26 protein-coding genes are annotated in these 25,351 nt (G+C 74.7%); 18 read left to right on the top strand and 8 right to left on the bottom strand.

Annotated features, from left to right (window positions below):
- Positions 1 to 214: 214 nt before the first annotated feature.
- Positions 215 to 3,421, top strand: a complete 3,207-nt coding sequence (locus tag ABD223_RS08420; protein WP_344035421.1) for a S8 family serine peptidase — start codon at positions 215 to 217, stop codon at positions 3,419 to 3,421.
- A 22-nt stretch (positions 3,422 to 3,443) separates the two neighbouring features.
- Here the strand turns inward: ABD223_RS08420 and ABD223_RS08415 are convergent, their stop codons facing one another.
- Both ABD223_RS08415 and ABD223_RS08410 read right to left on the bottom strand, forming a co-directional pair.
- Positions 3,444 to 3,806 (bottom strand): DUF2203 domain-containing protein, encoded by a 363-nt coding sequence (locus ABD223_RS08415; protein WP_344035420.1) that lies wholly within the window; start codon positions 3,804 to 3,806, stop codon positions 3,444 to 3,446.
- A gap of 20 nt (positions 3,807 to 3,826) precedes the next feature.
- The gene (locus ABD223_RS08410; protein ID WP_344035419.1) at positions 3,827 to 4,327 is read right to left on the bottom strand and encodes a hypothetical protein; all 501 of its coding nucleotides are present in this window, start codon (positions 4,325 to 4,327) and stop codon (positions 3,827 to 3,829) included.
- 123 nt (positions 4,328 to 4,450) lie between these two features.
- Here ABD223_RS08410 and ABD223_RS08405 point away from each other — a divergent pair, with 123 nt between their 5' ends.
- The 3 genes from ABD223_RS08405 to ABD223_RS08395 all read left to right on the top strand — a co-directional run bounded on the left by ABD223_RS08405 (position 4,451) and on the right by ABD223_RS08395 (position 6,431).
- Positions 4,451 to 4,579, top strand: a complete 129-nt coding sequence (locus tag ABD223_RS08405) for a hypothetical protein (RefSeq protein ID WP_344035418.1) — start codon at positions 4,451 to 4,453, stop codon at positions 4,577 to 4,579.
- A 66-nt stretch (positions 4,580 to 4,645) separates the two neighbouring features.
- On the top strand, positions 4,646 to 5,512 hold the full coding sequence (locus ABD223_RS08400) for an MOSC domain-containing protein (RefSeq protein ID WP_344035417.1): 867 nt from the start codon (positions 4,646 to 4,648) through the stop codon (positions 5,510 to 5,512).
- Positions 5,505 to 6,431, top strand: a complete 927-nt coding sequence (locus ABD223_RS08395) for a PDR/VanB family oxidoreductase (protein WP_344035416.1) — start codon at positions 5,505 to 5,507, stop codon at positions 6,429 to 6,431. The genes ABD223_RS08400 and ABD223_RS08395 overlap by 8 nt, the downstream gene beginning before the upstream one ends.
- A gap of 2 nt (positions 6,432 to 6,433) precedes the next feature.
- On the opposite strand, the gene ABD223_RS08390 is transcribed toward ABD223_RS08395, so the two are convergent.
- Positions 6,434 to 7,849 (bottom strand): protein kinase domain-containing protein, encoded by a 1,416-nt coding sequence (locus tag ABD223_RS08390; protein WP_344035415.1) that lies wholly within the window; start codon positions 7,847 to 7,849, stop codon positions 6,434 to 6,436.
- Between the two features lie 119 nt (positions 7,850 to 7,968).
- On the opposite strand from ABD223_RS08390, the gene ABD223_RS08385 reads away from it, so the two are divergent.
- Positions 7,969 to 8,397 carry a pyridoxamine 5'-phosphate oxidase family protein gene (locus ABD223_RS08385; RefSeq protein WP_344035413.1) on the top strand — a complete coding sequence of 143 codons (429 nt, stop codon included), beginning with the start codon at positions 7,969 to 7,971 and terminating at the stop codon, positions 8,395 to 8,397.
- Positions 8,398 to 8,439: 42 nt separating this feature from the next.
- Here ABD223_RS08385 and ABD223_RS08380 read toward each other — a convergent pair whose 3' ends face one another.
- Both ABD223_RS08380 and ABD223_RS08375 read right to left on the bottom strand, forming a co-directional pair.
- Positions 8,440 to 9,252 carry a class I SAM-dependent methyltransferase gene (locus tag ABD223_RS08380; RefSeq protein WP_344035412.1) on the bottom strand — a complete coding sequence of 271 codons (813 nt, stop codon included), beginning with the start codon at positions 9,250 to 9,252 and terminating at the stop codon, positions 8,440 to 8,442.
- A gap of 151 nt (positions 9,253 to 9,403) precedes the next feature.
- Positions 9,404 to 10,039, bottom strand: a complete 636-nt coding sequence (locus ABD223_RS08375; RefSeq protein ID WP_344035411.1) for a lytic polysaccharide monooxygenase auxiliary activity family 9 protein — start codon at positions 10,037 to 10,039, stop codon at positions 9,404 to 9,406.
- Positions 10,040 to 10,383: 344 nt separating this feature from the next.
- Here ABD223_RS08375 and ABD223_RS08370 point away from each other — a divergent pair, with 344 nt between their 5' ends.
- From ABD223_RS08370 to ABD223_RS08345, 6 genes are all read left to right on the top strand, one after another.
- Positions 10,384 to 10,803: a YciI family protein gene (locus tag ABD223_RS08370; protein WP_344035410.1), complete on the top strand. Its 420-nt coding sequence runs from the start codon at positions 10,384 to 10,386 to the stop codon at positions 10,801 to 10,803.
- Positions 10,804 to 10,817: 14 nt separating this feature from the next.
- The gene (locus ABD223_RS08365) at positions 10,818 to 12,095 is read left to right on the top strand and encodes an RNA polymerase sigma factor (protein ID WP_344035869.1); all 1,278 of its coding nucleotides are present in this window, start codon (positions 10,818 to 10,820) and stop codon (positions 12,093 to 12,095) included.
- 151 nt (positions 12,096 to 12,246) lie between these two features.
- Positions 12,247 to 13,155, top strand: coding sequence for a metal ABC transporter substrate-binding protein (locus tag ABD223_RS08360; protein WP_344035409.1), 909 nt, complete (start codon positions 12,247 to 12,249; stop codon positions 13,153 to 13,155).
- On the top strand, positions 13,152 to 13,889 hold the full coding sequence (locus ABD223_RS08355) for a metal ABC transporter ATP-binding protein (protein WP_344035408.1): 738 nt from the start codon (positions 13,152 to 13,154) through the stop codon (positions 13,887 to 13,889). Before ABD223_RS08360 ends, ABD223_RS08355 begins: the two co-directional genes overlap by 4 nt.
- The gene (locus ABD223_RS08350) at positions 13,886 to 14,746 is read left to right on the top strand and encodes a metal ABC transporter permease (RefSeq protein ID WP_344035406.1); all 861 of its coding nucleotides are present in this window, start codon (positions 13,886 to 13,888) and stop codon (positions 14,744 to 14,746) included. The genes ABD223_RS08355 and ABD223_RS08350 overlap by 4 nt, the downstream gene beginning before the upstream one ends.
- Before the next feature lie 232 nt (positions 14,747 to 14,978).
- Positions 14,979 to 16,718 carry an RICIN domain-containing protein gene (locus ABD223_RS08345; RefSeq protein WP_344035405.1) on the top strand — a complete coding sequence of 580 codons (1,740 nt, stop codon included), beginning with the start codon at positions 14,979 to 14,981 and terminating at the stop codon, positions 16,716 to 16,718.
- Positions 16,719 to 16,789: 71 nt separating this feature from the next.
- On the opposite strand, the gene ABD223_RS08340 is transcribed toward ABD223_RS08345, so the two are convergent.
- Entirely contained in the window at positions 16,790 to 17,197 is a 408-nt protein-coding gene (locus tag ABD223_RS08340) for a RidA family protein (protein WP_344035404.1), read from the bottom strand.
- 94 nt (positions 17,198 to 17,291) lie between these two features.
- On the opposite strand from ABD223_RS08340, the gene ABD223_RS08335 reads away from it, so the two are divergent.
- From ABD223_RS08335 to ABD223_RS08315, 5 genes are all read left to right on the top strand, one after another.
- The gene (locus ABD223_RS08335; protein WP_344035403.1) at positions 17,292 to 17,672 is read left to right on the top strand and encodes a winged helix-turn-helix transcriptional regulator; all 381 of its coding nucleotides are present in this window, start codon (positions 17,292 to 17,294) and stop codon (positions 17,670 to 17,672) included.
- Positions 17,673 to 17,865: 193 nt separating this feature from the next.
- Complete coding sequence (locus ABD223_RS08330) at positions 17,866 to 18,582, top strand: MerR family transcriptional regulator (protein WP_344035402.1); 717 nt, start codon at positions 17,866 to 17,868, stop codon at positions 18,580 to 18,582.
- Positions 18,583 to 18,631: 49 nt separating this feature from the next.
- Positions 18,632 to 20,125 carry an alpha/beta hydrolase gene (locus ABD223_RS08325; RefSeq protein ID WP_344035401.1) on the top strand — a complete coding sequence of 498 codons (1,494 nt, stop codon included), beginning with the start codon at positions 18,632 to 18,634 and terminating at the stop codon, positions 20,123 to 20,125.
- A 103-nt stretch (positions 20,126 to 20,228) separates the two neighbouring features.
- Complete coding sequence (locus ABD223_RS08320) at positions 20,229 to 21,197, top strand: GlxA family transcriptional regulator (RefSeq protein ID WP_344035400.1); 969 nt, start codon at positions 20,229 to 20,231, stop codon at positions 21,195 to 21,197.
- Positions 21,194 to 21,823 (top strand): DJ-1/PfpI family protein, encoded by a 630-nt coding sequence (locus ABD223_RS08315; protein ID WP_344035399.1) that lies wholly within the window; start codon positions 21,194 to 21,196, stop codon positions 21,821 to 21,823. Before ABD223_RS08320 ends, ABD223_RS08315 begins: the two co-directional genes overlap by 4 nt.
- 115 nt (positions 21,824 to 21,938) lie before the next feature.
- Here the strand turns inward: ABD223_RS08315 and ABD223_RS08310 are convergent, their stop codons facing one another.
- Positions 21,939 to 22,916 (bottom strand): MBL fold metallo-hydrolase, encoded by a 978-nt coding sequence (locus ABD223_RS08310; protein ID WP_344035398.1) that lies wholly within the window; start codon positions 22,914 to 22,916, stop codon positions 21,939 to 21,941.
- Positions 22,917 to 23,038: 122 nt separating this feature from the next.
- Positions 23,039 to 23,902 carry a serine hydrolase gene (locus ABD223_RS08305; protein ID WP_344035868.1) on the bottom strand — a complete coding sequence of 288 codons (864 nt, stop codon included), beginning with the start codon at positions 23,900 to 23,902 and terminating at the stop codon, positions 23,039 to 23,041.
- A 46-nt stretch (positions 23,903 to 23,948) separates the two neighbouring features.
- Between ABD223_RS08305 and ABD223_RS08300 the strand changes: the two genes are divergently transcribed.
- The gene (locus ABD223_RS08300; protein ID WP_344035397.1) at positions 23,949 to 24,917 is read left to right on the top strand and encodes a LysR family transcriptional regulator; all 969 of its coding nucleotides are present in this window, start codon (positions 23,949 to 23,951) and stop codon (positions 24,915 to 24,917) included.
- Between the two features lie 46 nt (positions 24,918 to 24,963).
- On the top strand, positions 24,964 to 25,110 hold the full coding sequence (locus tag ABD223_RS08295) for a hypothetical protein (protein ID WP_344035396.1): 147 nt from the start codon (positions 24,964 to 24,966) through the stop codon (positions 25,108 to 25,110).
- Positions 25,111 to 25,351 lie beyond the last annotated feature (241 nt).

Genomic DNA, 25,351 nt, shown 5'->3' with positions numbered 1-25,351 from the left:
CGCCTGCTGACCCCGGCCCACCTGCCGACCGACGCCCCGTCACGGCCTTCGCTGCCTGAAATTACTCGCCTGTTCGCCCCGCCGAAGATCCGCCATGGGCACCCTTCCGGCGCCTGTGCGCGCCGCTAGGTTCGGAGGCGCGGGAAGGCTCCGCGTTGTCCGGTCCGCCGCCGCGGTGTGCGACGCCTCCCGCTCAACCGGACCGGAGGTACCTGTGCCGAGCAAGGAGATCCTGCGCCGCGTCGGTGTTCCCGCCGCGGTGGTCCTGCTGGTCGCGAGCGGTGCTCCGCCGGCGTCCGCCGCGCCGGGACCGCCCGCCCCCGACCGGCCCGCCGTCGAGCGGGCCGCGCCGGTCGAGGTCACCCTGGTCACCGGCGACCGCGTGGTGCTCGACGGCGACGAGGTCGTGTCGCTGCACCCCGGCCCCGGCCGCGAGGGCGTGTTCTTCCACCGCTTCCGGGACCGCGGCCGCGAGCACGTCGTCCCCTCCGACGCGCTGCGGCCGGTGGACGAGGGTCGGCTGGACCGGCGCCTGTTCGACGTGGTCGGGCTGGTCGAGGCCGGGTACGGCGACGCGCGCCGCGACACCGTGCCGCTGCTGGTGACCGGCGTCCGGGCCGGGAACCCGCGGGCCGGGGAGCTGCGGGCCACCCGCGACCTGCCCGCGGTGGACGGCGTCGCCGGGCAGGTGGCCAAGGCCGACGCCGCCGCGGCCTTCCGCGCGCTGATGGCGGACCCCTCGGTGGAGAAGGTCTGGCTGGACGGGGTGCGGCAGCTCTCCCTGGACCGCAGCACCGCGCAGATCAACGCGCCCGCCGCCTGGGATGCCGGCTACACCGGCGAGGGCGTCGAGGTCGCCGTGCTGGACACCGGGGTCGACGGCGAACACCCCGACCTGGTCGGCCGCGAGGCGGCCGAGGCCAACTTCAGCGACGCCGCCGACAACACCGACGAGGTCGGCCACGGCACCCACGTCGCCGCGACCATCGCGAGCACCAACCCGGGGTACCGGGGCGTGGCGTCGGGCGCGCGGTTGCTGGACGGCAAGGTCTGCGCCACGCAGTACTGCGCCGAGTCGTCGATCCTCGCGGGCATGCAGTGGGCCGTCGACCAGGGCGCCGACATCGTCAACCTCAGCCTCGGCGGCGGCGACACCCCCGAGCTCGACCCCCTGGAGCAGGCGGTCAACGCGCTGTCGGCCGAGACCGGGGCGCTGTTCGTCGTCGCGGCGGGCAACTCCGGCCGGCCCGGGACGATCGGCTCGCCCGGCAGCGCCGACGCCGCGCTGACCGTGGGCGCGGTGGACCGCCAGGACGGCCTCGCCCCCTTCTCCAGCCGCGGACCCCGCCTCGGCGACGGCGGGATCAAGCCGGACGTCACCGCGCCCGGCGTGGGCATCGTGGCCGCCAAGGCCGCGAAGGGCACCATCGGCACCCCGGTCGGCGAGCACCACGTCTCCCTGTCGGGCACCTCCATGGCCACCCCGCACGTCGCCGGCGCCGCCGCGCTGCTGGCGCAGGAGCACCCGGACTGGACCGGCGCGCGGATCAAGGCCGCGCTGGCGTCCTCGGCGCGGCCCAACCCCGCGCTGACCCCGTACGAGCAGGGCTCGGGACGGATCGACGTGGCCGCGGCCAGGACCCGGGTCCTCACCGCCGAGCCCGCGAACCTCTCCTTCGGCACGCAGCGGTGGCCGCACCACGACGACACCCCGATCACCCGCGAGCTGGTCTACCGCAACTCCGGGACCGGGCCGGTGTCGCTGCGCGTCGCCGTGGAGGCGACCGGACCGGACGGCGGGCCCGCCCCGGCCGGCCTGCTCACCGCCTCTCCCGCCGAGGTCACCGTGCCGGCCGGCGGGCAGGCGGCGGTGACCGTCACCGCGGACACCCGCGTGGGTTCCCTCGACGGCCACTACGCCGGGGCGGTCGTCGCCACCGCGGGCGACGCGGCGCTGCGCACCCACGTGACCGTCCACCGCGAGGTCGAGAGCTACGACCTCACCGTCCACCACCTGGACGACCAGGGACGGCCCGTCGAGTACGGCACGCGCCTGACCGACGTCGCCACCGGCGAGGAGCGGCTCGTCCGCAGCGGCGTCACCCGGCTGCCGAAGGGGACGTACTTCGTGGCCGGGGTCGTCGACGTCGGCGCCGACGGCCTCGCCATGCTCTTCCACCCGGACCTGCGGTTCACCGCCGACGCGGAGCTGACCGTCGACGCCAGGGCGGCCAAGCCGATCAGGATCACCGCCCCGGACCCGACCGCCGTCGGGATGCTCGCCGACATCACGGCGCAGCGGACCCACGACGGGGTGGTCTCCGGCTGGGGCCTCGCGGTGCTCTTCGGCGGCTTCGACGAGCGGTTCTCGGTCGGGTACCTCGGGCCGGAGCAGCCCGTCCCGGGGTTCGCGGCCAGGATCGGCGCCGAGTTCGAGGGCAGCCCGGGATCGGACCCCCGGGTCCGCTACCGGTTCGCCTGGGGCCGGACCGGCGCCGGGTTCACCGGGCTGGAACGCGCGCCCGCGAAGTCCGAGCTGGCCGAGGTCCGCACGTCCACCGGCCCGCGCCTGGAGGGGCAGGTCGTCGCGCACGGCGGCGACTCCACCGTGGTGGGCATCGGGGGGCTCCGGTGGTCGCAGGGCTCCGGGCCGTCCGGTGACTTCGTCGACCACGTGCTGACCGAGGGCGTCGAGTGGACCTGGGCCGCCTGGTTCGGCAACTTCGAGGCGCAGCTCATCAGCCCGAGGCGCACCTACCGCCCGGGGCGGACCTACGGGGAGGAGTTCGGCCACCCGGTGTTCGGCCCGGTCCCGCCCGAGCGGGGTGCGCGCCACCTGCACCGCGAGGGTGACCGGATCACCTTCGACCTGCCGCTGTTCGGCGACGAGGCGGGCAACGCCGGCACGTCGAGCACCGCGTCGGCGCGCACGGCCCTGTACCGGGACGGCGAGCTGGTCGGCGAGAACACCCGCGCGGGGTTCGGCGGGTTCGACGTGCCGGCGGGCCGGGGTGACTACCGGCTGGAGACCGGGGCGGTGCGCGCGGACGGGGTGTCGGAGTTCGGCACGCGGGTGGAGGGGAGCTGGACGTTCCGCTCGGCTGCCGGCGACCGGGCCCTGCCGCTGACGGTGGTCCGGTTCGCGCCCCGGCTGGACGAGACCGGCTCGGCGCCCGCGGGCCGGCTGCTGCCCGTGCCGCTCGTGGTGGGGCAGCAGGTGAGGGCGACCGTGCGGGACCTCCGGGTCGAGGTGTCCTTCGACGACGGCAAGTCCTGGGCGCGGGTCCCCGTGGTGGGCGGCACCGCGCTGGTGCGCAACACCGGCGCGGTCGGGGCGTTCGCCTCGCTGCGGGTCGAGGGCTCCGACGCGCGGGGCAACACCTTCCGGCAGACCGCGGTCCACGCCTACCGGATCGGCTAGGGCGCGCCGCCGGCTGCCGGGATCACGGCAGCCGGCGGCGTCCCGCGAAACCCAGGTCGGCCCGGTGGTACCAGTCCAGGCCCTCGTCGCCCTCCAGCCAGCACAGCAGCACGGGCACGCCGTCCAGCTCGGCCGGGAAGTCCACCAGCAGCGGGGCGAACCCCTTCAGCTCGGCGCCGGTCGCCTGCACGGTGGACAGCAGGTCGTCCAGCCGGGCCTGCGCCGCCTTGAACTCGGGCAGGCCGCCCAGGTCCGTCGGCCGGCCGCCCTCCTGGAGCGACGCGGCCAGCTCCGCCGCGTCGGCGCGCAGCTCGACGACCTCCGCCAGCACCGGCCGGAGCCCCGCCAGCTCCTCCCGCGCCTCGGGCACGCTGAACAGGCTCACCCGGTCAGCCTACCGGCGGGCTACCCGCCGGCGTCGCCCCGCCCGGTCGCGCCCGGGTCGCGGTCGCCCACCCGTCGCTGGACCGCCGCGACGATCGGCAGGGCCACCGCCGGGGCCGATCCCGTGATCAGCGCGCTGATCCACAGGTCCGGGTGCCACTCCCACCCCTTCAGCGCCCAGCGGATCAGCAGGTTCAGCGGCACGGCGACCACGTACACCGCGACCACCAGCAGGGCCGTGCGCTTCCACCGGGCCTGCCGCCACCACCACGCCGCCACCTCGGCCACCTCCGCTCGACAGCCACCTGCCGGCCGGGTACCCGTGATCGACGCGCGCGACGCGAACCCGCCCGCCGGCGGGCGCTGTGCGCCGATCCACACCGGGCCGCCGCCCGCCCGCCCGCCGGTAGGCTGTCCCCGGCCGGTTCCCGGGTCTCCCGGCCCGGACGCGCCACCCCGCACGCCGCCGAGCAGCTCGGCGCGCCCCGAGCACGACAGGTCCTCCTCGGCCCCCTGCGCCACCACCCGCGCCCCGGCGCGGTCCCCGCCTGCTCCCGAAGACCGCGTTGTCCCCGAAGGCCCCGCTGTTCCCGAAGGTCCGGCTGTCGCCCGAGGTCCTGCGCACCGAGGTGCCGGCCGTCGTCCGTGGCCGCGTTGGACGCGGTCGAGGAGGGGTGCCTGCGGCGGGGCAAGACCGTGGGGATCACCGGCTTGGACGAGCGGAGCGCGACCCTCCACCGCACCCTCAGCGGCGAGCTGAGCGGGAGCCGCTGAGCGGCGCCCCGGGGGCGCCGTGGCACAGTGCCGGTGGAGTTCCCGTCCGATGGAGAAGGAGGTCCGGTGACCGGAGGTGGCCGGGTGGTCGGGCTGTACGTCCACCCGATCAAGGGGTTGAGCCCGCAGCCGTTGACGAGCGTGGCGCTGCGGGCGGGCGGGGGAGTGCCGCACGACCGGGAGTTCGCGCTGGCCCGCCCGGACGGCCGGTACGAGCCCGGCCGTCGCGTGGGCCTGCCCAAGGGCGAGTTCTACACGCTCGTCGACGAGCACCGCCTGGCCGGCCTGGAGACGCACCTCGACGTGGCCGCCGACGTGCTCACCGTCCGGGTGGCCGGGCACGAGGTGCTGTCGGCGCACCTGGAGCGGGACCGGGACGAGGTGCTGCGGTTCTTCGCCCGCGTGCTCGACCTGCCCGAAGGCGTCCTGCCGGTGCCCGCGCGGGACGGGGGCAGGCGCTTCACCGACGTCTCGCGCCGCGGCGACGAGCCGATGAACTGGATCTCGCTGCTCAACCTCGCCTCGGTGCGCGACCTGGCCGGGCGCGCCGGCGTGGACGCGATCGACCCGCGGCGGTTCCGCGCCAACGTGCTGCTCGACGGGCTGCCCGCGTGGTCGGAGCTGGACCTGGCAGATCGGGAGTTCACCCTCGGCGGCGTGCGGCTGCGCGGCACGAGCCGGACCGTGCGCTGCGCGGCCACCGAGGTCGACCCGGGCAGCGGGCGGCGCGACCTGCCCGTGCTGCGGTTGCTCAAGCAGCACCTCGGGCACGAGATGATGGGCGTCTACGCCCGGGTGCTCTCGGACGGGGTCCTGGAGGTCGGCGACGGGTTCTCCGGCGGTGGGGCTGTCGACGGTGAGGCCGTTGGCGATGAGGCCGTTGGCGGTGGCCTCGTCGGGAGCGGTTCCGGTGGCGGTGGGTCCGTTGGCTGACCTGCGCCTGGTCGTCGCCGACCGCACCGACCTCACGCCCGCGGTGCGCCGCTTCGCGCTGCGCCGCCCGGACGGCGGTCCCCTGCCCGGCTACGAGCCGGGCGCCCACGTCACCGTCACCACCCCGGCCGGCCACCAGCGCAGCTACAGCCTGGTCGAGCCGGGCGGCGAGGCCCCGGACGAGTACGTGGTCTGCGTGCTGCGGGAACCCGCCGGCCGCGGCGGCTCGGCGAGCATGCACGACGAGGCCCTCGTCGGCGCGGAGCTGACCGTCGGCGAACCGCGCAACCGCTTCCCCCTGCACCCCGCCAAGCGCTACCTGTTCGTCGCGGGCGGCATCGGCATCACCCCGATCCGGTCCATGGTGGCGCGGCTGCGCGCCGAGGGGCACGCGGACGCCCGGGTCGTGTACCTCACCCGCACGGCGGCCGAGACCCCGTTCCTCGACGAGTTCGGCGACGACACCGTCCACCACAGCGCCGAGCGCGGCCGGCTGGACCTGTGGCCCCACCTGGCCGTGCCCGACGACGAGACCCGCGTCTACTGCTGCGGCCCGCTGCCGCTGATCCGCGCCGTGCAGGCGATGACCGCGCACTGGCGGCCGAGCCGGGTCCACGTCGAGGAGTTCGCCGCGCCCGCCGACGGGTTCGCCGCGCCGTTCACCGCGGTCTGGGCGCCCACCGGCCGGCGGGTCGAGGTCCCCGCGGACCGCTCGCTGCTGACCGCCCTGCGCCGGTCGGGCGTCACCGTCGACTCGTCCTGCGAGGCGGGCACGTGCGGCACCTGCCGGTTGGCGCTGCTCGACGGCGAGGCCGAGCACCGGGACTTCGCGCTGACCGACGACGAGCGGCGCGCGTCGCTGATCTCGTGCGTCTCCCGCGCCGCGTCCGAGGAGATCACCGTGGGGCCGCCCGGCTGACCTCAGCCGTCACCCTCGTCCTTCTCCTCGTCCCGGTGGCGCTTCTTCCGGTCCTCCCGCTCGGACAGCAGGACCTCGTCGGACTCGATGAGCGGTGTGCCGTCGCGCACGACGACCCGGTGCCGGCGGGTCTCGGTGACCCGGTGGGAGCCCTTGGTGTAGCCGATGGCGAGGGTGACGGCGCCCGGCCCGCTGAGCACGGGCGTCGCGACGACGGTCAGGTCCTCCACGTCGCGCCACGCCTTCTCGAACCCGGGCCTGCCCTGCGCCCGCGCGCCCGGTCCCAGCATCTCCCACGCCTCGTCGACGTGCTCGGGCAGCAGCGCGTAGTAGTCGGCGACGGCCCGCTCCAGCTCGACCGCCGGAGCCGTCGTGGTGGTCGCGGGCGCGCTGCCCGCCGTGGCGCTGCCCGCCGTGGCGCTGCCCGTGGTGACGCCGCTGGTCGGGGCGGCCACCCGGTCGCCGTCGTCACCGCTGGTCGCCACCACCACCGCGACCACGGCGCCGACGACGGTCAGCGCGACCAGCGCGACGGGCAGCAGGCGGCCGCGCCGACCCGGTGGCGCGGGCGCGAGGTCCAGCCGGGTCTGCGGCAGCGGCACCTGCGGCGGCGGCGTGTGCGCCGGCGGCCCGCCCCGCAGCCGCTCGGCCACCTGCGCCATGGTCGGCCGGGAGTGCGGTTCGGTGCGCAGCATGTCCATCAGCAGGCCGGTGAGCGGCCCGGCGTGCGCGGGCGGCGCGAACCGCCCCGAGGCCACGGTGTGCAGCAGCGCGATGGCGTTGACCCCGTCCCCGAACGGCGGCCTGCCCTCGACCGCCGCGTACAGCGTCGCGCCCAGCGAGAACACGTCCGACGCGGGCCCCGGCTCCCCGCCGCGGGCGACCTCGGGCGCCAGGAACGCGGGCGTGCCCGCGAGCAGCCCGGTCCGGGTCACCGCGACGTCGCCGACGGCCCGCGCGATCCCGAAGTCGCTGATCTTGGCCGTCCCGTCGGCCGCGATGAGCACGTTCCCGGGCTTGACGTCGCGGTGCACGATCCCGGCCGCGTGCGCGGCGGCCAGCGCGGAGGCGACCTGGGCCACCACCCGGGCCGCCGCACCGGGCTCCAGCACGCCCACCTCGGCCAACGACCGCGACGGCAGGTACTCCATGACCAGGACGGGCCGGCCGGCCTCCTCGACGACGTCGTGGACGGTGATCGCGTTCGGGTGGTGCAGCCGGGCCGCGATGCGCCCCTCCCGGGCCGCGCGGGCGGCCGCCTCGACCGCGTCGACGCCCTCGGGCACCACCAGCTGCTTGAGCGCGACCTCGCGGCCCAGGCGCTCGTCGAACGCCCGCCACACCACGCCCATCGCACCGGCGCCGAGCCGCGCGCGGACCCGGTAGCGACCGGCGACCAGGCGCCCCTCGTCCGTCACCGGCTCCTCCGTCCCCTCGTCCCGTGCGGTGAGCACCCTACGGGGTCGCCGGGGCCCGAGGACGCCTTCCCGCGAGCCGGTCCGGCCCGACCGCGGTCGGCCGGTGTTCAATCGGTGCCATGAGCACCGATGCCGACTCGCTGACCGCCGAGGACCTGGAGTTCCTCCGACGCCCCCTGCACGGTTTCCTGTCCGTGGCCGCGGGACCGCTGCCGCCACAACCCCGCCCGGTGTGGTTCGAGGCCACGGACGAGGGCGCGATCCAGCTGTTCACCGCGCCGGACTCGCTCAAGGTGCGGCGCCTGCGCCGCGATCCCCGCGCCTCGATCGTCGTCGCCGCCCCGGTGGGCGAGCGGGAGCGCTGGCTCTCGGCGGCCGGCCGCACCACCGTGGAACCCGACGGGGCGCAGGACCTGTGCGCCCGCCTGGCCGCCCGCTACTGGGACCTCGACGACCCGGCCCGCGCCGAGGAGCTGGCCGGGATGCTGGCCGTGGACTGGGTCCGGCTCGTCCTCCACCCGGAGACCGTGCGCCGCTACGTGAACTGACCCGCGCGACGACCGGCTCGGCCGCCGCGCGTGGCGGGGCCGTCAGCGCGCGGCGGGCTTCGTGGCGCGCAACGTGTACATCAGCGGCAGGCGCGGGTGGCCCGGCGGGAACCGGTACTCGCCGTCGCCCGTCGCCTCCAGCGCGGGGTAGCGGCGGAACAGCGTGTTCTCCCGCTCCCGCAGGGAGTCGACGCGCAGCCCGGCCCCGGCCAGCGCGGTGACCACCTCGCCCAGCGGGTGCTGCCACTCCACCGAGAGCGTCTCGGTCAGCGCGGGACCGTCGGTGTAGGTGTGCGGGTAGTCGTGGGTCGTGCCCCCGGTGCGGAAGTAGTCGCCGCGGAGCGCGAGGCCGTCGTCGTCGAGGAGTTCGCCCAGCGGGTGGAACTCCGCCAGGTAGAGGAAGCCGCCGTCGGTGAGCAGGTCGGCCACGACCCGCGCCCACCTCGTCAGGTCGGGCAGCCACACCAGCGCGCCGATGCCGGTGTAGACGACGTCGAAGCGCTCGCCGCCCAGGGCTTCGGGCGCGGTGTGGACGTCGGAGACGACGAACCGGGCGCGGTCGGCCAGGCCGGTGTCCTCGGCCAGCGCCCGCGCGGTCCCGATGGCCTCGGCGGAGAAGTCGACGCCGGTGACGCGCGCCCCGCGCCGGGCCCACGACAGCGTGTCCTGGCCCATGTGGCACTGGAGGTGCACCAGGTCGAGGCCGTCGACGTCGCCGACCTCCTCGACCTCGAACGCGCGCAGCGTGCAGGCGCCGCCCCGGAAGCCCTCCAGGTCGTAGAACTCGCTGCCCGCGTGGACGCGCACCCGGTCGTCCCAGTTCGCGCGGTTGAGGTCGAGCCAGTCGGCGCTCACGGCGGCGACCTTAACCGGGGAGCCGGGTGCGGGGCCGGCGATTTCCACGCCGATCCCCGCCCGGCACGGAAAAACCCGGCCCGGTGCCAATACCGCTGGCACCGAGCCGGGCGCTCCCGGGTTCCGGTCGCCGGACCGGAGTCGCGGGGGTTTAGCCGAAGTTCACGTCACTGCACCACATGTACGCCTGGTCAGCGTGCGAAGCCTGCCAGATCGTGAACACGACGTGGTGACCGCGGTAGGAGCCGTTGGTCTGGACGTTGAACTTGATGTCCTTCGCCGGGGCGAACCTGCCGGTGGTCGTGACGAGGTCGAGGTTGCCCCAACCGAGGGACTGCGTGGTCGGGTCGAACCCCTGCTTGCTGACGTACACGCGGAAGTAGTCGGCACCGTGGCTGGCCTGGTCGTACAGGTGCATCTGGAAGTTGCTGCCGACGCTGGTGGTCCGCCACTTGCCGGGCGTGTTCAGGGCGTTGTTGCGCGAGAGCCCGTTGCTGCAGAGCTGCCCGTTGGGGGTAGCTCCCTGGAAGTTCGCGCGCAGGCCGTCCCGCAGCGCGCTCATCCAGTTCCACATGGTGTCCGTGTTGGCCTGCCAGGCCTGCCAACACATGGGGTCCTGCTGCTGCATGGCGGGGTTCATGTGCTGACTGCCCCAGCTGTTCCAGCACTGGTAGGCGCGGGTCGCGGGCCCGACGATGGTGCCGTGCGCCGAGGCCGTGGGCGTCCAGACGAACATGGTGGCGAGCAAGCCGACGACCACTGCGATGGCGCCCCGCCGTCTGGTCACGGACCCGGAGGTGCTGCGAGTGCGCATGGATGAGCCTCCACTCTCCGTTGAGCGGTGATGGGTGATGTGGGAACGCTCCCAGATCGATTGCCAGACTATCCGTCACTGAGCGAAACTTCAACGAAACTTTGTGTAGTGATCGAGACGGGCTCCGGATCCCGGGAATCGATCTTCGAGCCGTGGTGTTGACCTGCCGTTACGCGAAGGCGCCCGCGAGCGGCGGCGTGATCGCGACTTCCCCGGAAAAAATCTTGGCGGCCGTGTCGATCGAGTGCCCTGCCCGTTCGACCTGGGGGTGAGAGGGTCCACCGGAGCGGCCCGAACAGCCAGGGAGACGAACGACCATGAAGTACATGCTCATCATGCGCGCCACCGACGAGGCCTACGCCCGCATGGGGGAGATCGACTTCGACACGATGCTGGAGACCATGGGCAGGTTCAACGACGAGCTGATCCGGGCCGGTGTGCTCGTCGCCGCCGAGGGGCTCGCCGACGCCGCCGAGGGCGTGGTCGTCGACCACTCGTCCGAGCCGCCCGTGATCACCGACGGCCCCTACGGCGAGACCAAGGAGCTGTTCGGCGGCTTCTACATCCTCAACGTGGCCTCCCGGGAGGAGGCGGTCGAGTGGGCCAAGCGGCTGCCGGCGGCCGGTCCGGGCTTCAAGACCGAGGTCCGCCGGGTCCCCTCGATCGACGAGTTCCCGCAGGACAACGAGTGGATCAAGAGGGAGCGGGCGTGGCGGGAAACCACCGGCCAGCTCTGAGCGGGTCGGCGGGCATGTCGGACCCCACCGGTCGCAAGGCCGTCGCCGCCGTCTGGCGGATCGAGTCGGCGCGGATCGTCGGGGCGCTCGCGCGCCACACCGGCGATTTCGCGCTGGCCGAGGACCTCGCCCAGGAGGCGCTGGCCGAGGCGCTGGTGACGTGGCCGCGCGAGGGGGTGCCCCGCAACCCCGCGGGGTGGCTGCTCACCGTCGGCAGGCGGCGGGCGATCGACGCGTTCCGCAGGCGCGCCACCCGTGACGAGAAGTACGCCGTCCTCGCCCGCGACCTGGGCGAGGGCGGCGCCTCCTCGGGCGGCGCGCCACCCGAGGAGGTCGACGACGTGCCGTGGGACCCGGACCGGATCGACGACGACGTGCTCGCGCTGGTCTTCACCGCCTGCCACCCCGTGCTGTCGCGGGAGGCGAGGGTCGCCCTGACCCTGCGCGTGGTCGGCGGCCTGACCAGCGACGAGATCGCCAAGGCGTTCCTCGTCCCGACCGCGACCGTGCAGGCCAGGATCACCCGGGCCAAGAAGACCCTCGGCGCGGCCCGGGTCCCGTTCGCCGTGCCGGCCGCCGGCGAGCGCGCCCAGCGGCTCGGTTCGGTGCTCAGCGTCATCTACCTGATCTTCACCGAGGGCTCGTCGGCCAGCTCCGGCGACGACCTGATCAGGGTCGACCTCGCCGGCGAGGCGCGGCGACTGGCCCGCGTCCTGGCCCACCTGGTGCCGGACGAGCCCGAGGTCCACGGCCTGCTGGCGCTGCTGGAGCTGACCGCCGCCCGCTTCCCCGCCCGCACCGGCCCGGACGGCGAACCCGTGCTGCTGGAGCACCAGGACCGCCGCCGCTGGGACCGCGCCGCGATCCGCCGGGGACGGGCCGCGCTGGCCCACGCCGAGAAGGCCGGCCGGGGCCTGGGCGCCTACGGCCTCCAGGCGGCCATCGCCGAGTGCCACGCCGTGGCGCCGTCGGTCGGGGCGACGAACTGGGAGCGCGTCGTGCTGCTCTACGAGGCGCTGGGCAGGCTCGCGCCGTCCCCGGTGGTCGACCTCAACCGGGCGGTGGCGGTGTCCATGGCCCGCGGGCCGGCCGCGGCGCTGCCGATCGTGGACGGGCTGGTGGCCGCCGGGGCGCTGGGCGGCTCGCACCTGCTGCCGGGCGTCCGCGGTGAGCTGCTGGTCCGGTTGCGGCGCGCCGACGAGGCGCGGGTCGAATTGGAGCGCGCCCTGGAGCTGTGCGGGAACGAGCGGGAGCGGACGGTGCTGAGGGGCAAGATCGCCGACCTGGGGTGACCGGGGCCGCCCCGGTCGGCCCAGGCCGGCGGCGGATCCGCTGCGCACCGTTCGCGACGCCCCGCCGGCGGTGGGCCGGACGAGGTAGTCGCGCTGCGCTCTTCGGTGCACGCGCCTGCCGGCCGAACGGACCCCGGCTTACGGTCCGGCCATGACGAAGCCGCTCAACGCCCTCGGCGCGATCGCCCTGCTGCTGACCGCCGGGTGCGGCGCGACGGGCGCGACGGCGTCGGACGACCGGCCGGTGGTGCTGACCACGTTCACGGTGCTGGCCGACATCGCCGCCGTCGTCGCGGGCGGGCACCTCCGGGTCGAGTCGATCACCAAGCCCGGCGCGGAGGTGCACGGCTACGAGCCGACGCCCGACGACGTGAAGGCGGCCGCCGAGGCGGACCTGGTGGTCGACAACGGGCTGGGGCTGGAGGCCTGGTTCGCCCGCTTCGTCGCCGAGGTCGACGCGCCGCACGTGGTGGCCTCCGAGGGGGTGGAACCCCTCCCGATCAACGAGGACGCCTACGCCGGCAGGCCGAACCCGCACGCGTGGATGTCGCCGCTCAACGTCCGGACCTACGTGGACAACCTGGTCGTCGCGTTCTCCGGGCTGGCGCCGGAGCACGCCGCGGACTTCCGGGCCAACGGCGCGCGCTACCGGGACGAGCTGCGCCGCGTGCACGAGGAGCTGGTGGCGGCGCTGGCGGTCCTGCCCGCGGGCGAGCGGGCGCTGGTGACCTGCGAGGGCGCCTTCTCCTACCTGGCCCGCGACGCCGGCCTGACCGAGCGCTACCTGTGGGCGGTCAACGCGGAGCAGCAGGCGACGCCGCGGCAGGTCGCCGGGGTGATCGAGTTCGTGCGCGCCAACGCGGTGCCCGCGGTGTTCTGCGAGTCCACCGTGTCCGCCGCGCCGATGCGGCAGGTCGCCGCCGCCACCGGGGCCGCCTTCGGCGGTGTGCTCCACGTCGACTCGCTGTCCACACCGGACGGTCCGGTGCCGACCTACCTGGACCTGGTCCGCCACGACGCGCGGACCATCGCCGGCGCGCTGACCGGGACCGCCGGGTGAACGCGGTCGAGGTGGACGACGTGACCGTCCGCTACGGCGACGTGCTCGCCCTCGACCGCGTCAGCCTGTCGCTGGCGACCGGCCGGGTGTGCGGCCTGGTGGGCGTGAACGGGTCGGGCAAGTCCACGCTGTTCAAGGCGATCACCGGGCTGGTGCGGCCCGATCACGGCGTGGTGCGCGTCCGGGGCGGTCCGCCGCTGCTGGCGCGGCGCTCCGGCGCGCTGGCCTACGTGCCGCAGAGCGAGGCGGTGGACTGGGCGTTCCCGGTGTCGGTGCGGGACGTGGTCATGACCGGGCGGCACGGCGGGCTCGGCTTCACCCGCCGCCCGCGCCGCGCCGACCACGAGGCGGTGGACCGGGCGCTGCGCCGGGTCGGCCTCGCCGACCTCGCGGACCGGCAGGTCGGCACGCTGTCGGGCGGCCAGCGCAAGCGGGCGTTCGTCGCCCGCGGCATCGCGCAGGAGGCCCGCGTGCTGCTGCTGGACGAGCCGTTCGCGGGCGTGGACAAGCGGTCGGAGGCGACGATCACCCGCCTGCTGCGGGAACTGGCCGCGGACGGCGCGGCGGTGCTGGTGTCGACCCACGACCTGCGCGCGCTGCCCGACCTCGCCGACGAGGCGGTGCTGCTGATGCGCCGGGTCCTGGTGCACGGCCGGTCGCGGGAGGTGCTGCGGCCGGACAACCTCGTGCGCGCGTTCGGCCTCGACGTGACCGCCCGCGAGGAGCCGGTGTGACCGCCTACGAGCTGTTCGCGGAACCCCTGGCCTACGGGTTCATGGTCCGGGCGCTCGTGGCCACGGTGACCGCGGCCGCCGTGTGCGCGGTGCTGTCGTGCTGGCTGGTGCTCATCGGCTGGTCCCTGATGGGGGACGCGGTGTCGCACGCCGTGCTGCCGGGCGTGGTGCTGGCGTACGTCCTCGGCTTGCCGTTCGCGCTGGGCGCGGCGGTGTTCGGGTTCCTCGCGGTCGGGCTCATCGGCGTGGTCCGCGATTCCGGCCGGGTCAAGGAGGACGCGGCGATCGGCATCGTGTTCACCACGCTGTTCGCCCTCGGGCTGGTGCTGGTCTCGGTGACGCCCAGCCAGACCGACCTGGACCACGTCGTGTTCGGCAACCTGCTCGGCGTCGCCCGCGCCGACCTCGCCCAGATCACCGCGCTCGGCGCGGTCGTGCTCGTCGCGCTGCTGCTCAAGCGCCGCGACTTCACCCTCTACGCCTTCGACCCGGTGCACGCCCACGCCATCGGGCTCAACCCGCGCCTGCTCGGCGGGGCCCTGCTCGGCCTGCTGGCGCTGACCTGCGTGGTGGCGCTCCAGGTCGTCGGCGTGGTGCTGGTGGTGGCGATGCTGATCATCCCGGGCGCGACCGCCCGCCTGCTCACCGACCGGTTCGGGCGGATGCTCGTGCTCGCGCCGGCGTCGTCGGTCGGCGCGGCGGTGCTCGGGCTGTACCTGAGCTACCACCTGAACACCGCCTCGGGCGCCACGGTGGTGGTGGTGCAGGGCGCGGTGTTCGCGGCGGCGCACCTTTTCGCGCCGCGGCACGGCGTGCTCGGCCGGCGAATCGCGGCAAATCGGCGGGCGACTTCCTGACGGCCGGATTCGTTCACAACCGTGATTCGTTCACAACCGTGATCGGCACGTATCTCCCCGGCGAACAGGACATGCGCTCCCAACTGGGCGTTCGACGAATTCGAATCGAACGCCGAAGGGGGATCTCGAAATCCGTCGTTGACCACGCGTCGCAACCCCTCTTAACATCCGGCTGGAAACGCGCCGGAATTAACGGCCGCGCTGTCGCGAATCCTTCGGAAGTGGAGTTGGCATGAGCACGATGAAGTGGCCCGCCGGCACCCGGGCCCCACGGACGCGCGGCACACGCGCCGGGTTGACCGCCGCGGCCGCCGCGGCGGCACTGGCCACCACGCTCGTCGCCTGGCCGGCCGCGCCGCCCGCGAGCGCCGCCGTCGGCGCGGGGACCTACGCGGTGAAGAACGCGGGCAGCGGGCTGTGCCTGGACTCGCCGGGGTCGGGCGCGGGCGCGCAGCTCCGGCAGTCGGCGTGCACCGGCGCGGACAACCAGCGGTGGACGCTGACCGCCGTCAGCGGCGGCTTCCGGATCACCTCGGCCGCCAACGGCCTGTGCGTCGGCGTGCAGGGCGCGTCGACCAGCGCGGGGAAGGCGATCCAGCAGCAGGCGTGCACGGGCGGCGCGGGCCAGGTCTGGGCCGCGACCGCGAGCGGCGGCAACTACCGCCTGGTCGACGCCAACGGCGGCAAGTGCGCCAACGTCAAGGACAACTCCACGGCGTCCGGCGCGCTCGTGCAGACCAACTCCTGCGACAACGCCGCCACCAAGCAGTGGGCGCTGACCGCGTCCGGCGGTGGGCCGACCTCGACCACCACGTCCACCACCACGAGCACCACGACGACGACCACCACCACGACCACGACGACCACCACGACGTCGCAGCCGCCCGCGGGCACGCTGTACGTCGCGCCGAACGGCGGCGACGGCGCGTCCGGCACGCAGTCGGACCCGACGACGCTGACCTCCGCGATCGCCCGCGTCACGTCCGGCGGGACGATCCACCTGCGCGGCGGCACCTACCGCTTCTCGCAGACCGTCACCATCCCGCAGGGCAACAACGGCACCTCGTCCGACCGCACGGAGCTGTTCGCCCACCCGGGCGAGATCCCGGTGCTGAACTTCTCGGCCCAGGCCGAGGACCCGGCGAACCGCGGCCTCGCGGTGAACGGCGACTACTGGCATGTGCGCGGCGTCGTCGTCGAGCGCGCCGGTGACAACGGCATCTTCGTCGGCGGCAGCAACAACGTCTTGGAGCGCACGATCACGCGCTTCAACCGCGACACCGGCCTCCAGCTGTCGCGGATGCTGTCCAGCACGCCCAAGGACCAGTGGCCGGCCAACAACCTGATCCTCAGCGCGGAGTCGCACGACAACGCCGACTCCGACGGCGAGGACGCCGACGGCTTCGCCGCCAAGCTCACCTCGGGCCCCGGCAACGTCTTCCGCTACGCCGTCGCCCACAACAACATCGACGACGGCTGGGACCTCTACACCAAGACCGACACCGGCCCCATCGGCGCGGTCACCATCGAGGACTCCCTGGCCTACGAGAACGGCACCCTCGGCAACGGCGGCCAGGCCGGCAACGGCGACCGCAACGGCTACAAGCTCGGCGGCGAGGACATCGGCGTCAACCACGTCGTCCGCCGCAGCATCGCCTACGACAACGGCAAGCACGGCTTCACCTACAACCGCAACCTGGGCTCCATGGCCGTGTCGAACAACATCAGCATCGACAACACCGAGCGCAACTTCAGCTTCGACGGCGGCAGCTCGGTCTTCCGCGGCAACACCTCCTGCCGCAGCGGCAGCGGCAGCAACGACAAGACCGTCGGCGACGTCGACGGCACCAACCAGTTCTGGTCCGGGACCAACGGCTCCCGCTGCTCGTCCTACACCGGGTCCCTCGGCTGGTCCTACGCCTCCGACGGCCGCCTCGCCGTCACCTTCGGCGGCAAGCCGGTGACCTGGTAGCCGACCCCGCTCGCCCCCGGTCCCGCCGACGCGCCCGGCGGGGCCGGGGCGACCCCGGTCCCGCGCGGCCCTCAGTCGAGGACCGCGGTGGCCTCGACCTCCACCAGGTGCTCGGGCACGTCCAGCGCGGCCACGCCCAGCAGCGTGGCGGGCGGGGCCGGCGTCACGCCCAGCTTCGCCGCCGCCCGGCCGATCCCCTCCAGGAGCAGGGGCATCTTGTCGGGCGTCCAGTCGACGACGTGGACGTTCAGCTTCGCCACGTCGGCGAAGGAGGCCCCGACCCCGGCCAGGGCGGTGGCGACGTTGAGGTAGCACCGCTCGACCTGGGCGGCGAGGTCGCCCTCGCCGACCACGGCCCCGTCGGCGTCCCAGGCGACCTGGCCCGCGACGAACACCAGCCTCGACCCGGTCGAGACCGACACCTGCCGGTAGACGTCGATCTCCGGCAGCCCGTCGGGGTTCACCAGGGTGATGGCCATCATGTCTCCTCGTGCTCTCTTGTGGTTACTGGGTAACCGTAGGAGAGTGGCCGCTGACGTGGAAGAACGCACTTTTCGGAAACTGGGGAACCTCATGGTGACCAAGCAGTTCAGCGGCTCGGCCGAGGACGCGGACCTGGCGCGCGCGGACTCCCTGGCGCGGGAGATCTTCTCGGACGTGGCCAACAAGTGGGCGCTGCTGATCATCGAGGCCCTGGGCGACCGCACGCTGCGCTTCAGCGCGCTGCGCGGCGAGGTCGACGGCATCAGCCACAAGATGCTCACCCAGAACCTGCGGATGCTGGAGCGCAACGGCCTGGTCGAGCGGACCGTGCACCCCACCGTGCCGCCGCGCGTCGAGTACACCCTCACCGGGCCGGGTCGGGCGCTCCGGGCGACGGTCGACGCCATGTGCGCCTGGACCCACCGGCACCTCGGCCACATCGAGACCTCCCGCCGCCGGTTCGACGCCTGACGGCGCCGTCGAGGACCACCCGCTCGGGATCATCGACGACCATCCGCGCCCGCACCCTGGACGAAAGTGAACTCCGGCGTCATACCTTCGTCGGAAACTTTCCCCCTGGATTGACCGTGCCGTAGCGGCATGGTTTCCACTGGGTGGGCCGGCGCGACCGCGTCGGCGGCACCGAGGGGCCGGGGAGGGCGTCGTGGGGTGGAGCACCAGCCAGCTGGCCGACCTCGCCGGCACGACGCTGCGCACGATCCGGCACTACCACGAGGTCGGCCTGCTCGCCGAGCCCGAGCGCCGGGCCAACGGCTACAAGAGCTACGGCGTGCCCCACCTCGTGCGCGTGCTGCGCGTCAAGCGCCTCACCGGCCTCGGGCTGTCGCTGGCGCAGATCGCCGACCTGGGCGACGCGGACGAGCACCCCGGTGAGGCGCTGCGCCGGCTGGACGCCGAGCTGGCCGCCACGATCGAGCGCCTGCGGCGGGTGCGCGCCGAACTGGCCCTGATCCTGCGCCAGGAGGCGCCGACCGACCTGCCGTCCGACGTCGCCGCGACGATCGCCGGCGCGGACCTGTCGCCGCAGGACCGCTCGTTCACCGTCGTGCTGGCCCAGCTGCTCGCGCCGGAAGCGCTGGCCGCGTACGCCGGGGTGCTGTCGGGCTTCTCGCGGGACCCGGCGATGGACGAGTTCGACGACCTGCCCGCCGACGCGGACGACGGGACCCGTCGACGCCTGGCCGAACGCCTGCGCTCGCTCCCGTACGTGAAGGAGATGAGCGCGACGTTCCCGAGGGCCGAGGACATGCTCGTCGGCGCTCCGCGCGGCGAGGAGTTCACGATGCGGGCGATCGGCAAGGTCATCGTCGAGCTCTACAACGAGGCCCAGGTCGACGTCCTGGTGCGCATGAACGGCTGAGATGTCCACCGGGCGCGCGAGGGGCGCGCCCTCGGGGAGGTATTTGCAAATGCGAAAGTCATTGTCCTTGATCGCGGTGCTGGTCACCGCGGCGTCGCTGGTGGCGCCGGGGGTGTCGTCGGCGACGCCCGCGCCCACCGTGCGGTGGGTCGACTGCCCCGCGGACGTCGCCGTCCCGGGCCTGGAGTGCGGGACGCTCCAGGTGCCGCTGGACTACCGCGAGCCGGGGGGTCGCACGATCGAGCTGATGATCTCGCGCCTGGCGAGCGGCGACCCGGACGCGCGCCGCGGCATCCTGCTGACCAACCCGGGCGGGCCCGGCCCTGGCCTGACGTTCCCGGCGTTCCTGGAGTTCGCCGGCCTGCCGCGGGAGGTGCGGGACGCCTACGACGTGATCGGCGTCGACGGGCGCGGCATCGGCCACAGCACGCCGGTGACGTGCGACCTGACGCAGGAGCAGCAGTACGCGGGCAGCGTCCCGCCCTACGCCGTGACGCCCGCCGACGTGCGGAAGCGGGCCGAGGAGGTGCGGGACGTCGCCCGGCGGTGCACCACGTCGTCCACCGCGGACCTGCTGCCGCACATCACGACCGCGAACACCGCACGCGACCTGGACCGGGTCCGCGCCGCCCTGGGCGAGCGGAAGGCCTCGTTCCTCGGCTACTCGTACGGCACGTACCTGGGCGCGGTGTACGCCACGCTGTTCCCGCGGACCACCGACCGCGTCGTGCTCGACAGCAACCTCGGCGCGACCGGCTGGGACGTCGAGGGCGGGCGCGGGTACGGCCGCGGCGTGGAGGACACGTTCCCGGACTTCGCGGAGTGGCTGGCGGCGCACCCCGGGTTCGGCCTGGGCGGCACGCCCCACCAGGTGCGGGCGAAGTACTTCGACCTCGCCCGCCGCCTCGACGAGGCGCCCGTGCAGGGCGTCAGCGGCCCGCTGTTCCGGATGCTGACGTTCGCCGGCCTCTACGGCACCGGTGACGCCGCGTTCACCGCGCTGGCCGGGATCTGGAAGGCGCTGGACACCGACACGCCGCTGCCGCCGAACGACACGCCCGTCCCGGCGAACCTCGAAAACCTGATCGCCAGTCGCCACTACGTCGTGTGCGGCGACTCCCGCTGGCCCACCTCGGTGGCGACCTACGAGCGCAACGTCGCCGTCGACCGCGTCCGCCACCCGATGTTCGGCGCGGCGGCGGCCAACGTCTACCCGTGCGCCTTCTGGCCGGACCCCGTCGAGCAGCCGGTGCGGATCTCCGACCGGGGCCCGCGCAACGTGCTCCTGGTGCAGAACGAGCGGGACCCCGCCACGCCCCTGGCCGGCGCGCGGACGCTGCGCCGCGCCTTCGGCGACCGGGCCGCGATGCTGACCGTCGACCAGGGCGGGCACGGCGTCTACGTCCTGGGCGCGAACCGGTGCGCCAACACCGAGGTGACCGCGTACCTGCTCGGCGGGCGACGCCCGGCGCGCGACCTCGCGTGCGCCGCCGAGGAGCCGACCGCGGACCGGAGCCACATCCGGCTGCCGTCCGCCTGGTAGCTCCCACGCCCGTGCCCCCGGCCCGCCGGGGGCACGGGCGATGGCGCGATCCGTGGGGTGCGCGTCGTTGACGCCACGGCCCCGCGCCACCAGCCTTGAGCACATGCGCCGCGTCGTTTTCGTGATCTACGAGGACATCCAGCCGCTCGACCTGGTCGGGCCGCACGAGGTGTTCGAGCACGCGAGCGGCTTGACCGGCGGCGGCTACCTCTGCCAGGTCGCGGCGCCCGGAGCCGGTGCCGTGCGGACCTCCGGCGGGCTGTCGCTCCACGCCGGGCACGCGATCGCCGACCTGCCGCCGGAGGGCGTCGACACGCTCGTCGTCGCGGGCGGGCGGGGCGTCGACCGGGCCCGGCACGACACCGCGCTCGTCGACTGGGTCTCCGCCGCGGCCGCCGGCGCGCGCCGCGTCACCTCCGTGTGCAGCGGGGTGTTCCTGCTGGCCGCCGCGGGCCTGCTGCGGGGACGCCGGGTCACCACGCACTGGGCGCGCGAGGCCCAGTTGCGGCGCGAGCACCCCGAGGCGACCGTCGACTGCGACCCGATCTTCATCCGGGACGACCGGGTCTGGACGTCCGCGGGCGTCACCGCGGGCATGGACCTGGCCCTGGCCCTGGTGGAGGACGACCACGGCCGCGACGTGGCGCACTCGGTCGCCCGGGAACTGGTGATGTTCCTGCGCCGGCCGGGCAGCCAGTCGCAGTTCAGCGTGCCGCTGTGGGGCGCGCGGCCCGCCACCGACCCGATCCGGGAGGCGGTGGCCTCGGTCAACGCCGAGCCCGGCGCCCGGCACGGCATCGCCGACCTGGCCGCCCGCGCCGGGCTCAGCCCGCGGCACCTCCAGCGCCGGTTCACCGCCGAGCTGGGCGTGCCGCCCGCCGCCTACGTGGAGCGCGTGCGCGTCGAAGCCGCGCGCCGCGCGCTCGCCGAGGCCGGCGAACCGGTCGAGGCGATCGCCCGGCGCCTGGGTTTCGGCTCCGCCGAGACGCTGCGCCGCGCGTTCCACCGGCACGTCGGCGTCGCCCCGTCCGACTACCGCGAACGATTCCGAGCCCTGAGGGAGCACACGTGACCACGTACGGACTGCTGATCTTCGACCGCGTCGAGGAACTCGACTTCGTCGGGCCCTGGGAGATATTCACCGCGTCGTCGATGCTGCGCGACGGCGCGGACACCGCCGTGCTGATCGCCGAGAGCGCCGAACCCGTGCGCTGCAACAAGGGCATGCGCGTGCTGCCCGACCACACCCTCGACGACCACCCGCCGCTGGACGTCCTGCTGGTGCCCGGCGGCAACGGCGCCCGCGAGACCCAGGTCGACAACCCCGTCGTGACCGGCTGGATCGCCAGGACGGCCGCCGGGGCGTCCTGGGTGACCGGCGTCTGCACCGGCGCCGCGCTCCTCCACGCGTCGGGCGTCGCCCGGGGCCGCCGCGTGGCCACGCACTTCTCGTACGAGGACCGGCTCGAAGCCCTGGGCGACGTCACGGTCGTGCGCGACGCCCGCTACGTGGTGGACGGGAACCTGGTCACCAGCCAGGGCGTGTCCGCCGGGATCGACATGGCCCTGTGGCTGGTCGGCCGCCTGCACGGCCGCGACCACGCCCGCCGGGTCCGCCGCTACGTGCAGTACGAGCCCGCCCCGCCGTACCTCGCCGACGAGCCCCTCGACCAGGATCAGCTCCGGTCCGCGCGGTAGCCGGGGTGGCGCGGCGGCCCGGCGCCGGCCGGCCGGTGGGCGCGGGTCGGCGCCGGCCGCAACCCCTCGGCCCCACGTGCTCCGGCGACTGCACGACCCGATCTCCTCAAGGCCCTCACGCGAACGTGTAAGGCGTCAGGTACTCCGGCACCAGGACCCGGGTTCGCGGCGCGACGCGGCGGACCTCGGCGACGAACCGGTCGAGCCGGTCCCGGTCGCTCGGCGCGACCGGCGGCGGGTTCGTCAGGGCGGTCTCGAAGTCGTCCCAGTGCACCGGCACCACGGTGGCGGGCCGGTCCAGCGCGGACAGCAGGCGCGGCACGTACTCGTGGGTGGCGTCGCCGCTCGGCACCGCGACCATCGCGACGTCGGGCGCCAGGCCGACGAGGTCGCGCTCGACGAAGTCGCTGGCGCCCATGAAGAACACCGACGGGCCGCCGCGCGGTGTCACCTGGTAGGCGAGGGTGTCGCCCTCCGGCAGGTCGGCGATCGTCGCCGGCTTCGGCGGCACCTCGACCCGGACGCCGGGGAAGGCCAGCGAGTACGAGCCGTTGCGGCTGTGCAGCGCGGCCACCACCTCGACCACGCACTCGCCGAGGTCCAGCACCTCGCCGCCCTTGACGGGGCTGAGCTGGGAGGTGGGCAGGCCGTTGGCCAGCCCGAGGTGGTAGGCGGTGAGCGTGCCGAACACCCGCGCGCCGGACCGCTCCGCGATGTGCGGCACGTCGCTGTAGTGGTCCCAGTGGGTGTGGGTGACCAGGATCGCCCGCGGCTCCCCGGGGTGGTCGGCGATGCGCGCGGTGTCGACGGTCAGCGCCGTGGCCTGGTTGAACGGCGGCCTGAACAACCCGGTCTCGAAGCGGCTCAGGTACGGGTCCACCAGCACGGTCGTCGTGCCGACGTCGATGCGCCAGCCGGCGGCGCCCAGCCAGCGGAACGTGGCGGCGGGCCCGCCGGGGCCGCGGCGGCGCGGGGCGGTGGGGGTGGCTGCGACCGGCGCGGCGGACGCGGCGGGCGGCATCGCGGCAGTGGCCACGGCCGCGCCGGCCGCGGCGCCCAGGAACCGGCGGCGGCCGAGTCGGGGATCGGTCATGGCGCGCAGCGAAGCACCGCCCGGCGCGGCGCGTCCAAGACCACCGGGCCACCGCCGCGATATCCGGTCGCGTATCGGTCCTGGCCACGGCGGTCGGACCGGGCGCGCGGCCGAGGCGCGGCTCACACCGCGCGCAGCGACTCCACCGCGGCGCGGGCCGCCGCGCCCATCGCGAGGTCCACGTCGATCCGGCGGGTGGCGAGCCGCCGGGTGCGGGCGAACACCGCGATCGCGTACCGGCCGCCGTCCGGGTACTCGGCCACGCCCGCCTCGACGTGCAGCCCCGGCAGGGTGCCGGTCTTGGCCGACACCCGCACGTCGGGCGGGAACCCGGACGGCAGCCGGGTCCGGAACACCTGCCGCGACATCAGGTCCCGCACCATCGCGCACGCGGCGGGCGGACCGGCCTCGTCGCGCCAGATCAGCCCCAGCAGCCGGGTGACCTCCCGCGCGGTGCTGGAGGTGGTGTGGTCGGGGTCGAAGACCCGCAGCGCCCGCACCCGCTCCTCGGACAGGGTCGGGAACACCCGCGCGAACTCGGCCGCGTCCCGCGCCCCCACGTCGGCGAACATGCTCTCCAGCAGCTGCCGCGGCCCGCCGACCACCCTGGTGCGCCCCAACCCCAGCTCCGCGGCCAGCAGCGGCACCACGTCCGGCCCGACCCGGCGCATCAGCAGGTCGGCGGCCGTGTTGTCGCTGACCGACATGGCGAAGTGCGCCAGGTCCCGCAGCGACAGCTCCACGTCGTCGGCGCACCCGGCAGTGCCCCAGCCGCCCAACCGGTCACCGGCGCGCACCAGCACCCGCTCGGCGGGGTCGAGCTGACCGGCCACCGCCTGCCGCGCGAACTCCAGCACCAGCAGGACCTTGAACACGGACGCGATCACCACCTGCTCGTCCGCGCCCGACCCGACCTCGCGGCCGGTGTCCACGTCGACCACGTGCAGCCGCGCGTCCACGCCGACCTCGTCGAAGATTTCCGCCATGAGCACGTCGCCAAGGTAGCCGGCCCGGGTCGCGTACCGTCGCGGCGTGGACCTCCTCCGGCACCTGCGCTACTTCGCGGCGGTCGCGGAAGAGCTGCACTTCGGCCGCGCCGCCGAGGCGCTCGGCATCGCGCAGCCCCCGCTGAGCCAGTCGGTCCAGCGGTTGGAGCGGGAGCTGGGCGTCGAGCTGTTCGACCGCTCCCGGCGCCGGGTCGAGCTGACCCACGCCGGCCGGCTGCTGCTCGACGAGGCGCGCGGCCTCCTCGCCGGCGAGGCGCGGGCGCGGGCGCTCATGCGCATGGTCCGCGACGGCACGCTGGGCGCGCTGCGCGCCGGTGTGCCGCCGGAGACGCCGGCCGTCGTGCTCCAGGCCCTCCTGCGGCGCGTGGCCGACGAGCTGCCCGGCCTCGACGTCGACCTCCAGGAGCTGACCACGGGCGAGCAGCTGCGCCTGCTCGCCGACGCCCGGCTCGACGTCGGCCTGGTCCACCACCCGGTCGACGCGCCGGACCTGCGGTTCGGCCCGACCGCCCGGACCCGGCTCGGGGTGGTCCTGCCGCGCACGTCGCCGCTGGCCCGGAGCGGCGATCTGGCCTTGGCGGACCTGACCGGACACGACCTCGTGCTGGCGCCCCGGGCCACCGCGCCGGGCCGGCACGACCACGTCCTGGACGTCTGCCTGCGGCACGGCTTCGCGCCGGCGCGGACCCGCCACGCGCGCAACACCGAGTTCCTGCTCGGCCTGGTGCTGGCCGGGCACGGCGTCGCGTTCGAGCCGGAGAGCACGGCGCGGCGCGAGGCGCGCGTGGTCTGGCGGCCCCTCGCCGGCGACCCGCTGCACCTGACCACCTCCGCCGCCTGGCCGGCGCAGTCGCCGCACCCCGCGGTGGAGCGGTTCGCCGCCGTCGCCGCGGCGACGCTGGAGCCGACCCAGGAACCGGTGGTCGCGGAGCCGGCCCCGACGCGTCCGTGGAGCGTCGTGTACGACCCGTTCGTGCCCGGCAACGGGAGGTGAGGAAGCGGTGGCCGTGGCGTCCGAGGTCGCCGTAGGGTCACCTGTCGTGGACTGGCACGGCCGGCACGACGACTACGACCACCCGGGCTCGTCGTTGGCGCTGCGGTTGGAGGAGGAGCGCGGCTTCGAACGCCGTTGGCCCTCCCCGCCGGACGCGGGCTTCGGCGTCGGGGCACTAGTAGGACTTTGTTAGGTGGTGTTGACCTGCGGTTTTATGGGTGGTGTTGTGGCCTGGACCGGTTGTCGGCAGGTGTGGCAGGTGCCGGTCCAGGCGGCGAGTAATCGTTGGAGGTGGCGCAGGACGGCGTAGAGGGTCATGCCTGCGCAGGGACTTTTGGGGTGCGGCGCAGCTGGGTGCAGACGGCCTGGGCGAGGGAGGCGAGGGTGACGTGGCGGTGCCAGCCGAGCCAGGAGCGGCCCTCGAAGTGGTCCAG

Source organism: Saccharothrix xinjiangensis (assembly GCF_039527585.1).
Classification (GTDB): domain Bacteria; phylum Actinomycetota; class Actinomycetes; order Mycobacteriales; family Pseudonocardiaceae; genus Actinosynnema; species Actinosynnema xinjiangensis.
Note: the sequence above shows the minus strand (reverse complement) of the source record. Positions and strands in the feature narration are given on the sequence as shown.

Excerpts from the sequence above, each read along its gene's own strand:
- ABD223_RS08385 (WP_344035413.1), top strand. The coding sequence starts at position 7,969 with ATGAGCACCGATGCCGACTCGCTGACCGCCGAGGACCTGGAGTTCCTC.
- ABD223_RS08370 (WP_344035410.1), top strand. The coding sequence starts at position 10,384 with ATGAAGTACATGCTCATCATGCGCGCCACCGACGAGGCCTACGCCCGC.
- ABD223_RS08365 (WP_344035869.1), top strand. The coding sequence starts at position 10,818 with ATGTCGGACCCCACCGGTCGCAAGGCCGTCGCCGCCGTCTGGCGGATC.
- ABD223_RS08360 (WP_344035409.1), top strand. The coding sequence starts at position 12,247 with ATGACGAAGCCGCTCAACGCCCTCGGCGCGATCGCCCTGCTGCTGACC.
- ABD223_RS08345 (WP_344035405.1), top strand. The coding sequence starts at position 14,979 with ATGAGCACGATGAAGTGGCCCGCCGGCACCCGGGCCCCACGGACGCGC.
- ABD223_RS08340 (WP_344035404.1), bottom strand. The coding sequence starts at position 17,197 with ATGGCCATCACCCTGGTGAACCCCGACGGGCTGCCGGAGATCGACGTC.
- ABD223_RS08335 (WP_344035403.1), top strand. The coding sequence starts at position 17,292 with ATGGTGACCAAGCAGTTCAGCGGCTCGGCCGAGGACGCGGACCTGGCG.
- ABD223_RS08325 (WP_344035401.1), top strand. The coding sequence starts at position 18,632 with ATGCGAAAGTCATTGTCCTTGATCGCGGTGCTGGTCACCGCGGCGTCG.
- ABD223_RS08320 (WP_344035400.1), top strand. The coding sequence starts at position 20,229 with ATGCGCCGCGTCGTTTTCGTGATCTACGAGGACATCCAGCCGCTCGAC.
- ABD223_RS08310 (WP_344035398.1), bottom strand. The coding sequence starts at position 22,916 with ATGACCGATCCCCGACTCGGCCGCCGCCGGTTCCTGGGCGCCGCGGCC.
- ABD223_RS08305 (WP_344035868.1), bottom strand. The coding sequence starts at position 23,902 with ATGGCGGAAATCTTCGACGAGGTCGGCGTGGACGCGCGGCTGCACGTG.